Below are 12,889 nucleotides of genomic sequence, written 5' to 3'. Positions count from 1 at the left end.
GGGGCCACTGCGTCACTACCCGCTGTCACCCCTTTTTCTACTACCGTACTACCGGAAGAGCAGAATCAAGCCTGCTCGACCTCGACGAATTCATCGCCCTTGACTGCTTCGACGACGTCATTGACGGCGTTGGCACGGCCTTCCAGGACGGCATCTGCCACGCCACGAGCGTACAGCGAGATAGCCTTGGCGGAGTCATCGTTACCCGGGATCACGTAGGTGACGCCTTCGGGCGAGTGGTTGGTATCGACCACGCCGATGACCGGAATGCCCAGCTTGGCGGCTTCGGTGATGGCGCCCTTGTGGTAGCCGACGTCGATGACGAAGATGGCGTCAGGAATGCCGCCCATGTCCTTGATGCCGCCGATGGCCTTCTGCAGCTTTTCCAGTTCGCGACGGAACAGCAGACCTTCCTTCTTGGACAGCTTTTCGACCGAGCCGTCTTCGATCGAGGCTTCCATTTCCTTCAAGCGCTTGATCGAGGTCTTGATGGTCTTGAAGTTGGTCAGCATACCGCCCAGCCAACGCTGGTCGACGTAGGGCACGCCAGCGCGTTGCGCTTCGGTGGCCAGGATTTCGCGGGCTTGACGCTTGGTACCGACGAACAGGATGGTACCGCGGTTGGCCGACAGTTGACGCACGTACTTCAGCGCCTCCTGGTACATACCCAGGGTCTTTTCCAGGTTGACGATGTGAATCTTGTTGCGATGACCGAAGATATAGGGGGCCATCTTGGGGTTCCAGAAGCGGGTTTGGTGACCGAAGTGGACACCGGCTTCCAGCATTTCGCGCATGGTAACGGACATGAATTTCTCCAGGGTTAGGTCTGGAATCCGCTCGGTCATCCGGCTCATGCAGCCAGACACCCTTTTAGCGAACGGATTCGCGTTTCAAAAAAGATTTTTACAAACTTAACAACACTTATTGCCAAACAGACATGAAGAATCATTCCGCACACCAGCTTCAGCAACCGACCTGAGGCTTTCAGATCAGCCCGGCATTCTACTCGAAGCCGCCCCTTTGTTCAAGTAGCACATGAACCTGCCCTGTGCAGCCCAGGCAAAGCCGCAGTGCCCAGGCCCGGGGGGGCCGGCAAAACAGAAAGCCCCCCGTCGTCTATAATTGCGCATTAACGATTTCTAGCGAATTGCGATTCATCATGGGCAACATCACCATCAAAACCGCCGAAGACATCGAAGGGATGCGCGTGGCCGGCCGCCTGGCCGCCGAAGTGCTGGACTACATCACTCCCTTCGTCAAACCCGGCGTGACCACCGGCGAGATCGACCGCCTCTGCCACGAGTACATGACCAATGTGCAAGGCAGCATCCCGGCCCCGCTGAACTACTGCCCACCTGGCTACACTCCCTACCCCAAGGCCATCTGCACCTCACTCAACGACGTGATCTGCCACGGCATCCCGGGCGACAAGGTGATGAAGAACGGCGACGTGCTCAATATCGACGTGACCATCATCAAGAACGGCTACCACGGCGACACCAGCCGCATGTTCTACCTGGGCGAACCCTCCATCCTGGCGCGCCGCCTCACCGAGATCACCTATGAATGCATGTGGCTGGGCATCTCCAAGATCAAGCCCGGCGCGCATCTGGGCGACATCGGCCACGTCATCCAGCAGCACGCCGAAAAGGCCGGCTACAGCGTGGTGCGCGAATTCTGCGGTCACGGCATCGGCAAGGTGTTCCACGAAGAGCCGCAAGTGCTGCACTATGGCCGTCCCGGCACGCTGGAAAAGCTGGAAGCCGGCATGATCTTCACCGTCGAACCCATGATCAACGCCGGCCGCCGCGAGATCCGCGAAATGGGCGACGGCTGGACCATCAAGACCAAGGATCGCAGCCTGTCGGCACAGTGGGAACATACCGTGCTGGTCACCGAAACCGGTTTCGAGGTGCTGACCGTCTCACCGGGAATGCCCGCGCCACCGGCCTTCATCCAGAACCAGGTCGCCACCCCGGCGTAATCCTGATGAGCGCAAACCTGTGCCCGCCCCCTGCTGGTACAAAGTTTCCGGCATGACATCTGTTTGGGGCGCAAAGCCGCATGGGGATGCGGCTTTGTTCATATAGGCGCCGCCCCGCCGCCCCGCTTGCTCTGATTGCCTACCACGATGCCCACACTCGCCATCACGCTCAAGAAACAGCTCAAGGCCGCGCGCCAGCAAGCCATCGAGGTGTTCCAGTCCAACCACAAGACCGAACAGTTGCTGGCCCAATTGCGCCGCAACGTCGATGAAGCGCTGACCCAGGCCTGGGAAGAACTGGGCATGTCCGGCAATGCCGCGCTGGTGGCCGTGGGCGGCTATGGGCGAGGCGAACTGTTCCCGCATTCCGACGTGGATGTGCTGATCCTGCTGGACAAGACCCCGGACGCTGCCAAGAAGGAGAAGCTGGAATCGCTGGTGCAACTGTTCTGGGACATCGGCCTGGAAATCGGCCACAGCATCCGCACCATCGACGAATGCCTGGACGAATCCGCGGCCGACATCACGGTCCAGACCAGTCTATTGGAAGCGCGTCTGGTGACCGGCAACCGCGCCCTCTTCAAGCAATTGCAGGAACGCTACCAGGCCGCACTGGACCCGCTGGCCTTCTTCCAGGCCAAGACCCTGGAGATGCGCCAACGCCACGTCAAGTACGAAGACACGCCCTACAGCCTGGAACCCAATTGCAAGGAAAGCCCGGGCGGCCTGCGCGACCTGCAGGTGATCCTGTGGGTGGCCAAGGCGGCCGGCCTGGGCAACTCCTGGGCCGAACTGGCCCAGCACGGCATGTTGACCTCCACCGAAGCGCGCCAGTTGCGCCAGAAGGAACGCGCCTTCAAGGACATCCGCATCCGCCTGCACATCCTTACCGACCGCCGCGAAGACCGCCTGGTATTCGACATCCAGACCCCGATTGCGGAAACCTTCGGCTTCAAGACCACCGACACCCGGCGCGCCAGCGAATACCTGATGCAGCGTTATTACTGGGCAGCCAAGGCGGTCACGCAATTGAATACCATCCTGCTGCAGAATATCGAAGCCCACCTGTTCCCCCAGCAATCGGTGCCACGCCCGCTCAACGAGCGCTTCAGCGAGGTCAACGGCTTCCTCGACATCGCCCACGACAATATCTTCGAAGAGACCCCTTCGGCCATGCTGGAAGTGTTCCTGATGCTCTCCGAACACCCGGAACTGAAGGACATGTCGGCACGCACCCTGCGCGCGCTGTGGCACGCCCGCTTCAAGATCGACAATGCCTTCCGCGCCAACCCGGAAAACCATCGCCTGTTCATGCAGATCATCCAGAGCAAGCGCGGCATCACCCACGCCCTGCGCGGGATGAATGCCACCAGCGTGCTGGGCCGCTACCTGCCGAACTTCCGCCAGATCGTCGGCCAGATGCAGCATGACCTGTTCCACGTCTATACCGTGGACCAGCACATCCTGATGGTAGTGCGCAACGTGCGCCGCTTCACCATGAGCGAACACGCGCATGAATATCCCTTCTGCAGCCAGTTGATGGCCAACTTCGGCCAGCCCTGGGTGCTGTACGTGGCCGCCCTGTTCCATGACATCGCCAAGGGCCGCGGCGGCGACCATTCCAAGCTGGGCATGGCCGATGCACGCGCGTTCTGCGTGCAGCACGGCATCTCGGAAGAAAATACCGAGCTCATCGTGTTCCTGGTCGAGCAGCACCTGGCCATGTCGCACGTAGCACAGAAGCAGGACATGTCGGACCCCGACGTGATCACCGCCTTCGCCCAACTGGTCAAGGACGAACGCCATCTGACCGCGCTCTACCTGCTGACGGTGGCCGACATCCGCGGCACCAGCCCCAAGGTCTGGAATGCCTGGAAGGGCAAGCTGCTGGAAGACCTGTACCGCATGACCCTGCGCGTACTGGGCGGCGAAGCCCCCTCGGCCGACCGCGAACTGAAGAACACCCAGCAGGAAGCCATCAAGACCCTGCGCCTGTACGGCTTGCCGGCCGATGCCCACGAGCCCTTGTGGAAGCAACTGGACGTGGCCTACTTCCTGCGCCACGACGCCTCCGACATCGCCTGGCAGACACGCTGCTTCTACGACAAGGTCGACACCGGCGTGCCGCTGGTGCGATGCCGCCTGGCGCCCATAGGCGAAGGGGTTCAGGTGGCGGTCTACACGCCCGACCGCCCCGACCTGTTTGCGCGCATCTGCAGCTACTTCGATGAAAAAAGCTTCAGTATCTTCGACGCCAAGATCCATACCACCCGCAACAATTACGCGCTGGATGCCTTCCTCATCAATGCGCCGGTATTCGCCAAGAACTACCGCGACATCATCAACCTGATCGAACACGAACTGGGCGCCCTGCTGCAATCGGACGCCCCGCTGCCGCCGCCCTCCAAGGCTAGGCTGTCGCGCCTGTCGCGCACCTTCCCGGTCAATCCCGCGGTGGACCTGCGCCCCGATGAACGCGGCCAGTACTACCTGCTGTCAGTGTCGGCCAATGACCGTGCCGGGCTGCTGTATTCGATCTCCAACGTGCTGGCCAAGTACAAGATCAACCTGCATACCGCCAAGGTGATGACCCTGGGCGAGCGGGTGGAAGACGTGTTCCTGATTGATGGCCCCGGTCTGTCCCAGCCGCGCAATCAAATTCTGCTGGAAACCGACCTGCTCAAGACCCTGCGCATCTGACCGCGCAAGCCGCCGCGCTGCTGCCCGTCTGGCGCGGCAGCGCGGCTGGCCGTACAATCTCACCCTCGCCGCTGGCCGGCCCTCCGTTTTTCGCAAGGCAATCCCCATGACTGAACCTGTACGACTTTCCAAACGCATGTCCGAACTCGGCCTGTGCTCGCGCCGCGAAGCCGACGAGTGGATTGAGAAGGGCTGGGTGCGGGTGGATGGCCAGGTGGTGTCGGTGCTGGGCAGCAAGGTGCTGCCGCACCAGAAGGTCACCGTGGAACGCCAGGCCAGCGCCGAGCAAGCCCAGCGCGTGACCATCCTGATCAACAAGCCCATGGGTTACGTCAGCGGCCAGGCCGAAGATGGCTACAAGCCCGCCGTGGTGCTGGTCAATGAACAATCGCGCTGGACCGAAGACCAGACCGAGATGCGCTTCCACCCGCGCCAGTTGAAGAGCCTGGTGCCGGCCGGACGGCTGGACATCGACTCGGTGGGCCTACTGGTGCTGACCCAGGATGGCCGCATCGCCAAGCAGTTGATCGGCGAGGATTCGGCGGTCGACAAGGAATACCTGGTGCGCGTGCAATACACGCGCCCCGGCAAGCTGCCCGAATCCGATCTCAAACGCCTGAACCACGGCCTCATCATGGATGGCAAGCCGCTGCGCCCAGCCAAGGTGGTGTGGCAGAACGAGGATCAGTTGCGCTTTACCCTGCGTGAAGGCAAGAAGCGCCAGATTCGTCGCATGTGCGACATGGTCGGATTGAAGGTGATCGGCTTGAAGCGCGTGCGTATCGGCGGCGTCAAGCTCGGAGAACTGCCGACCGGACAGTGGCGCTATCTGCGGCCGGACGAAAAATTCTGATCGTGCTCGCCTGAATGAAGAAACGGCCCTGATTCACATCAGGGCCGTCAGGTTGATGACGAACCCCGTGTTTTCGAACACGGGGTTTTGTTTTTCAGGCGCAGGTAATTTGCAGATGGTCGATGGCGCAGAAGCCAAGCAAGGCGCTCATTTTTCGCTGTAGCCACTTTTGTACGCTGGCAGAGGCGCTCAAGCCGTGTAAAAGCGCGCGCAAGCGCGCCACCAACAGGGCAATCTTCTTCATGTTCTGGGCCGCCGCCGCCAACAAGCACTGCTCGGCGACCTTGCGCAATCCCCGCATACGGGCATAACGATGTCCGTGCAATTGCTTGGCGTCGGCGAAGCTGCGTTCTACCGTTTCCTTGCGTCGGGCATAGATGCGCTTGCCCCATTCGGTACGACGCCGATCATCCACCTTCTCCTTGGAACGCTCCCACACATGGCGCGTCACCACCTTGACCGCATTGGCGCTATTGGTGCATTGCTCGCGTACCTTGCAGCCTCGGCATTGCTCAGGGTTGGATTTGTATTCCCGATACCCCAGTCGATTGGTCGTGCTGTAGCGCAAGGGTTGACCCTGCGGGCAGATGTATTCGTCACGGTAGGCATCGTACTCATACGCCCGTTTAAAGAATGTCCCCGGCTTGTGGTTGGGTGTGCGGTAGCCCATCACGCCGCTGATCTCGCGATTCTCCAGTCCCTGGCAGACGGCCGGTGTGAAGTAGCCCGCATCCAGGCCAACGGCCTGTACATCAAATCCGAACGTCTGGCGCTGACGATCCAGGCGCGCCAGATAAGGCTGACTGTCATGGACTGAGGCGGGCGTGACATGGGTATCGGTAATGATGGAATGCTTGGCATCGACGGTGCGGTGATCCAGGTAGAAGAAGCCCTTGGGCTTGTCGTCGCGCACCATGTAGCCACTCTCGGGATCGGTGCGACTGACCTTGATCTCTTTGGTGGGCGGCTCATCATCGTCGTCACGCTTGAGCGGTTTCTTGCCATGCTCGGCACGGTCGATATCCACAGCGGCATCCAATTCGGCCAGATAGGCCGAGGGGGTCTGGGTAACTTGAACGTAGTCGAACTTGTTCTTGTTGGCGTTGGCCTTGAGGTGGGTGCTGTCGCTGTAGAGCACACGGCCATCGACCATGCCGCGTCCAATGGCCTGGCGCACGATCTCGTCGAAGATCTCTTGATAGACGGTGGTATCAATGAAGCGGCGGCGCCGGTTCTGGGAGAAGGTGGAGGAGTCCGGTACCTTGTCGGTCAAACGGAATCCGGCAAACCAGCGATAGGCCACATTGACCTGGACCTCGCGGATGAGCTGGCGCTCGCTGCGGATACCGAAGAGGTAACCGATGAACAAGAGCTTGAAGAGTACCACCGGGTCCAGTGCCGGGCGGCCATTGTCGGCGCAATACAGATGCGCCACCTTCTCTCGGATGAACTCGAAATCCACCGCCGCGTCGATCTTGCGCAGCAGGTGGTCCTTGGGCACGAGCATCTCGATGGTCACCATCTCTAACTCGTGCTGGGCGGCTGTCGGTTTTTTGAGCATGACCGATTAAACAACAAAGCCTTGGCTCTCGCCAAGGCTTTGTCATCAATCTGACGGCCCTGATTCACATCAGGGCCGTTGTCTTTTGCAGCGTGCGAAAGGATCAGAGGAAGCGATCCAGGATCTTGCGGCTGTGCTTGTCCAGCGCCTTCTGGTCGCGGATCAGGAATTGGATGCCATGGCTGTCGGCAATGAGCAGCGCCGGCGCCGCCAGGCGGCGGATGTCTTCCTCGCCCTTGAGCGTGAAGGTGGTGGTACCGCGCGTGGTCTGCACGGTCCAATCGCTGGGCGTGGCGAAGGTGGAGACACTGACGATGCGCTCAATCTCGGGCATGAATTCGCGGCTGGCGAGTTCTTCCTCGATCAGGCGGCGCGTCGCGGCATCCACTTGGTCCAAGGTATCGATCCAGGCCAGCTCATGGCCATCGCTGCTGACCAGGGACAGCCCGCTTTCAGGCGATGTGATCGGAAATGCACGCACCGGAATGACGTGCTCGTGCAAGCCGCCCTGGGCGTCGGTCAACACCAGGCGCCCGAAAGCATTGCGCGCCAAGGTGAAGTGTTGGGCAGAATTCATCGTGGTGCTCATGGCCTTATTCGCCCTTCTCTTCTTCGCTCACCGAGACCTCGGCCTCGCCATCAGGATTGCGCGCCTGGGCCTGGTAGAGCTTGTAGTAATGCCCTTCGCGGGCCATCAGTTCTTCGTGGTTGCCGACCTCGACCACCTGGCCGCGATCCAGCACCACCAGGCGATCAGCCTTGCGCAGCGTGGACAGGCGGTGGGCGATGGCAATCGTGGTACGGCCTTGCACCAGGTTGTCCAGCGCCTTCTGGATTTCCTTTTCGGTGGTGGTATCGACCGAGGAAGTGGCTTCATCCAGGATCAGGATGCGCGGATCGATCAGCAGCGCACGGGCAATCGAGATGCGCTGGCGCTCGCCGCCCGACAGCGCCTGGCCGCGCTCGCCCACCAGCGAGTCATAACCCTGCGGCAGGCGCAGGATGAATTCATGCGCATGGGCGGCACGGGCGGCGGCGATGATTTCCTCACGGGTGGCTTCCGGCTTGCCGTAGGCGATGTTCTCGGCAATGGTGCCGAAGAACAGGAAAGGCTCCTGCAGCACCAGGCCGATGTTGCGGCGGTATTCGGAGATCGGCAGCGAACGGATGTCCACGCCGTCGATGCGGATCGCCCCTTCGGAGACATCGTAGAAGCGGCAGATCAGGTTCACCATGGTCGATTTACCCGAACCACTGTGGCCGACCAGGCCGATCATCTCGCCCGGCGCAATGGACAGGCTCATGTTGCGGATCACCGCGCGGTTGCCATAGCGAAAGCCAATGTTGCGCACTTCGATGGCGCCCTCGACCTTTTCCAGATGGACCGGATTAGCCGGTTCCGGCACGCTGGAGACGTGGTCCAGGATGTCGAAGATGCGCTTGGCGCCGGCCGCGGCCTTCTGCGTCACCGAAACGATGCGGCTCATCGAATCCAGGCGGGTATAGAAGCGGCTGATGTAAGCCAGGAAGGCGGTCAGCACACCCACCGTGATCTGGTTGCTGGAGACCTGCCAGATCCCGAATACCCACACCACCAGCAAACCCACTTCGGTCAGGAAGGTGACCGTGGGTGTGAACAGCGACCAGATCTTGTTGACCCGGTCATTGACCATCAGGTTGTGCCGATTGGCTTCGCGGAAGCGCGCCACTTCACGCTTTTCCTGCGCAAAGGCCTTCACCACGCGAATGCCGGGGATGGTATCGGCCAGCACGTTGGTCACCTCCGACCAGATGCGGTCGATCTTCTCGAAGCCGTGGCGCAGGCGGTCACGCACCACGTGGATCATCCAGGCGATGAACGGCAGCGGCAAGAGCGTCACCAACGCCAGCCAGGGATTGATGGAGATCAGGATGGCCGCCGTCATGATGATCATCAGCACATCAATGGCGAAATCCAGCAGGTGCAGCGACAGGAACACGCAGATACGGTCAGTTTCCGAGCCGATACGCGCCATCAGGTCGCCGGTACGCTTGCCGCCGAAATACTCCTGCGACAGCCGCAACAGGTGCGCATAGGTGGTGGTGCGCAGGTCGGCGCCGATACGTTCGGACACCAGTGCCAGGATGTAGGTGCGCGCCCAGCCCAGGCCCCAGGCCAGCAAAGCCGCGCCCAGCAGGCCCGACAGGTAGAGCGTGGCCAGGTGGGTATCGATGGGTGCGCCGTTCTGGAACGGAATCAGCACGTTATCCATCAGCGGCATGGTCATGTAGGGCGGCACCAGCGTGGCCGCGGTGGAGGCCAGCGTCAGCAGGAAGCCCAGCAGCAGCGAGCCCTTGTAGGGCTTGGCAAAGCGCGACAGGCGAAACAGCGCCCAGGTGGAAGGCGGTGCCTCCTTGGTCTCGGGGCAGATGGCACAGGTGTCCTGGCCTTCCGGCAGCACGGCCTTGCAGGTGGGGCAGACATCGCCTTCTTCCTCAGCCGTGACGCCTGAGGCCAACAGCTCACGCTGCTGCTCGAACAGCTTGATCAAGCGTAGCGCCTGCGGATTTTGCGCCAGCGTATAGCGCCAGGCGGCCAGGCGGCCGGCGCCATCGCACAGCTCCAGCGTACCCACGCCGGCGTGATCGTAGTGTTTCAGTTGCAGCTCGGGGCGGTATTCCCAGTGCTGGGCTGGCTGGCCATCCGGGCCACAGGCCAAGAGGCGGGTGTCGGTGGCCAGCAGCAGGGAAGGCTTGAAATGCAGTTGTGCATCCAGATCCAGCTCCAGCCAGGCCAGCACGGCTTCGCCGGGCGCCAGGCGGGCAGCGGTTTCCGTTTGCCAGCGCTCGGGCAGGCTGGCGGTCGCGGAAGGAATTGAGTCAGTAGTCATGTAACGGCAGCGTTGAGAGGCCCGAAGTGAGCAAATTGAGCAGTTTGGCTATGGTTTTATATGAATGGGCAGGTCTCGCCGGACCTGTTGTGCTGATGCGATGTCGCTGGGCGGTCAAAGACGCAATAACGAACGATAACGAACAGCGCGCGATTATAGCGCAGCGTCCCCACGCTGCATGATCGCTGTCAGGTGCCGCGCCCGCTCACGGCACTCCGATTAACGCGAGAGGCGGCAAAACGGTGCACTTGCAGGCAAGCACAAGTGATCGTTCCCGCACGCTGCGAATCGACGCCCCGCCATCGCCTGGTTTTTTGTGCCGCAGATGCCACGGCGACGGGACAGTCTGCGACAATAACGTTCACATCTACCCCTCTGCTTGCCATCCATGAATTTGCCTTCCGCCTGCACTACCCTGCCCCATCCTTCGGCCCCAGGCTCGGCACCAGATTTCCTCAATGCAACACAATCATTCATTTGCTGCACCCTGCAAATGCAGTAAACCAAACAGCGTCCTGCGCGTTACTGGTCCATGCGTTATTCTGACAGAGTGCTGACCGGCGCGCCGGCAGCCAGCAGAATGGCGACATGAGGGCAAGCACCAGCGACGGTCCGGCTCTGGCAGCGCCGGCATCCTCGGAGACCGGCGCCCCACTTCCGGCAGCTTGGGCAGACCTGGCTTGGGCAATTACAGCGGACTATCCACCACACATGAAAAACATCGAATTCCTCCGTTTCCTGAACCTCAAGGGTCCGAACATCTGGACCTACCGCTCCGCCCTCGAAGTGTGGATCGACATCGGCGAACTGGAGGACTTCCCCTCCAACACCATTGCCGGCTTTCCCGACCGCCTGACCGCCTGGCTGCCGACCCTGATCGAACACCGCTGCAGCTATGAAGAGCGCGGCGGCTTCGTGCGGCGCCTGCACGAAGGCACCTGGCCCGGCCACATCCTGGAGCACGTCACGCTGGAACTGCAGAACCTGGCCGGCCTGCCCGGTGGCTTCGGCAAGGCGCGCGAGACCAATGTGCGCGGCGTCTATAAGGTGGTGGTGCGGGCCCGCCACGAGACGGTCACCCGCGCAGCGCTCTTTGCCGCGCGCGATCTGGTCATGGCCGCCATCGAAGACCGCCCGTATGACCTCGACACCACCCTGCGCAAGCTGCGCCGCATGGTCGACCGCCTGTGCCTGGGGCCCAGCACCGCCTGTATCGTGGATGCCGCCGATGAGCGTCGCATCCCCACCATCCGCCTCTCCGAAGGCAACCTGGTGCAATTGGGCCACGGCTGCAAGTCGCGCCGCATCTGGACCGCCGAATCCGACCAGACCGGCGCGATTGCCGAAGGCATCTCGCGCGACAAGGATCTGACCAAGTCGCTGCTGCAGACCTGCGGCGTGCCGGTGCCCGAAGGCCGTCTGGTGGACAGCCCGGAAGATGCCTGGGAAGCCGCCCAGGACATCGGCCTGCCGGTCGTGGTCAAGCCCTGCGACGCCAACCATGGCCGTGGCGTCTTCATCGACCTCAATACCCGCGAGGAAATCGAGACCGCCTTCAAGGTCGCGCTGGAAGAAGGCAGCGGCGTGCTGGTCGAACGCTTCATCCCGGGCCTGGAACACCGCCTGCTGATCGTCGGCGGCAAGCTGGCCGCCGCCGCCCGGGGTGAACCGATCTTCATCGTCGGCGATGGCCAGTCCACCGTGCAGGATCTGCTGGACGAACTAAACCGCGACCCGCGCCGCGGCCTGCTGGAAGAACATCTGCTGGACCCGGTGCTGCTGGATCGTGAACCGGCCGCTGCGCTGGAACTGCAGCGCCAGAACCTGACCACCGAATCGGTGCCTGCCGCTGGTCGCCGTATCCTGTTGCTGCGCAATGGCAACGTCTCCTCCGACATCACCGACCTGGTGCACCCCAGCGTGGCCGCTGCCGCCTCGCTGGCCGTGCGCATCGTCGGTCTCGACATCGCCGGCGTGGACATCGTGGCCGAAGACATTTCGCGCCCGCTGCAAGAGCAAGGCGGCGCCATCGTCGAGGTCAATGCCGGTCCCGGCCTCTTGATGCACCTGAAGCCCTCGGACGGCAAGCCGCGTCCGGTCGGCGAAGCCATCATCGACAACCTGTTCGGCCCGGAAGAAAACGGCCGCATCCCCGTCGTCGGCGTCACCGGCACCCACGGCAAGACCACCATCGCGCGCCTGATCGCGCGCATCGTGCACCTGTCGGGCAAGCACGTGGGCCTGGCCTGCGGCGAGGGCCTCTACTTCGGCGAACGCCAGATCGAGCGCGGCAATCGCGCCACCTGGGATGCCGCTCATCGGGTGCTGCTGAACCGCGCCGTGGAAGCTGCCGTGTTCGAGAACGGCAGCGCTGCCATCCTCTCCGAAGGCCTGGCCTATGACCGCTGCCTGGTGGGCGTGGTGGCCAACATTGACCCCAACGACAGCCTGCCCGAGTTCTACATCGAGAACGCCGAACAGATCGCTACCAAGGTCAAGCGCACCCAGGTCGATCTGGTGCTGCCGGACGGCGCCGCCGTGCTCAATGCCGACGACCCGCTGGTGGCTGACATGGCCCAGCTGTGCGATGGTGAAGTCATCTTCTTCAGCACCGACCCGGCCTCGGAACTGCTGGCCAGCCACCTGAAGGATGGCGGTCGTGCCGTATTCCTGCGCGATGGCGACCTGATCCAGGCTGAAGGCGAGCGCCAGTGCAAGGTCAGCTCGGTGGATGCCATCCCGCTGACCGAAAACGGCGCCGTGGCCTACCAGGTCGAGAACGTGCTGGCCGCCGTCGGCGCCGCCTGGGCGCTGGGTATCGGCCCCGAGGTGATCCGCGCCGGCATCGAGCTCTTCGGCACCGAACGTGCCGAGGAGCAAGGCCTGAAGTTCAAGAGCCAGGCCGCCTGAAGCGCCGGCCC

The 12,889-nt window shown here is 62.2% G+C and carries 8 protein-coding genes; 4 read left to right on the top strand and 4 right to left on the bottom strand.

Annotated features, from left to right (window positions below):
- Nucleotides 1-65: 65 nt before the first annotated feature.
- The gene (gene rpsB / locus RC54_RS10930) at nt 66-806 is read right to left on the bottom strand and encodes a 30S ribosomal protein S2 (RefSeq protein WP_017451061.1); all 741 of its coding nucleotides are present in this window, start codon (nt 804-806) and stop codon (nt 66-68) included.
- A gap of 353 nt (nt 807-1,159) precedes the next feature.
- On the opposite strand from rpsB, the gene map reads away from it, so the two are divergent.
- From map to RC54_RS10915, 3 genes are all read left to right on the top strand, one after another.
- Nucleotides 1,160-1,984, top strand: coding sequence for a type I methionyl aminopeptidase (gene map, locus RC54_RS10925; protein WP_058895293.1), 825 nt, complete (start codon nt 1,160-1,162; stop codon nt 1,982-1,984).
- Nucleotides 1,985-2,131: 147 nt separating this feature from the next.
- A complete protein-coding gene (locus RC54_RS10920; RefSeq protein ID WP_058895292.1) occupies nt 2,132-4,684 on the top strand; it encodes a [protein-PII] uridylyltransferase in 2,553 nt (850 codons plus the stop codon).
- Between the two features lie 106 nt (nt 4,685-4,790).
- Nucleotides 4,791-5,537, top strand: coding sequence for a pseudouridine synthase (locus tag RC54_RS10915; RefSeq protein WP_061789214.1), 747 nt, complete (start codon nt 4,791-4,793; stop codon nt 5,535-5,537).
- A gap of 94 nt (nt 5,538-5,631) precedes the next feature.
- On the opposite strand, the gene RC54_RS10910 is transcribed toward RC54_RS10915, so the two are convergent.
- The 3 genes from RC54_RS10910 to RC54_RS10900 all read right to left on the bottom strand — a co-directional run bounded on the left by RC54_RS10910 (nt 5,632) and on the right by RC54_RS10900 (nt 9,968).
- Complete coding sequence (locus RC54_RS10910; RefSeq protein ID WP_058896034.1) at nt 5,632-7,098, bottom strand: IS1182 family transposase; 1,467 nt, start codon at nt 7,096-7,098, stop codon at nt 5,632-5,634.
- Between the two features lie 103 nt (nt 7,099-7,201).
- A complete protein-coding gene (locus RC54_RS10905; RefSeq protein WP_058895290.1) occupies nt 7,202-7,687 on the bottom strand; it encodes a cyanophycin metabolism-associated DUF1854 family protein in 486 nt (161 codons plus the stop codon).
- A 4-nt stretch (nt 7,688-7,691) separates the two neighbouring features.
- Nucleotides 7,692-9,968 (bottom strand): cyanophycin metabolism-associated ABC transporter, encoded by a 2,277-nt coding sequence (locus tag RC54_RS10900; protein ID WP_058895289.1) that lies wholly within the window; start codon nt 9,966-9,968, stop codon nt 7,692-7,694.
- A 711-nt stretch (nt 9,969-10,679) separates the two neighbouring features.
- Here RC54_RS10900 and RC54_RS10895 point away from each other — a divergent pair.
- A complete protein-coding gene (locus RC54_RS10895; protein ID WP_058895288.1) occupies nt 10,680-12,878 on the top strand; it encodes a cyanophycin synthetase in 2,199 nt (732 codons plus the stop codon).
- Nucleotides 12,879-12,889: the final 11 nt, after the last annotated feature.

This window comes from Herbaspirillum rubrisubalbicans, from assembly GCF_003719195.1.
GTDB classification, from domain to species: Bacteria; Pseudomonadota; Gammaproteobacteria; order Burkholderiales; family Burkholderiaceae_D; genus Herbaspirillum; species Herbaspirillum rubrisubalbicans.
The sequence above is the reverse complement of the archived record's forward strand: the minus strand, read 5'-3'. Positions and strand labels throughout refer to the sequence as shown.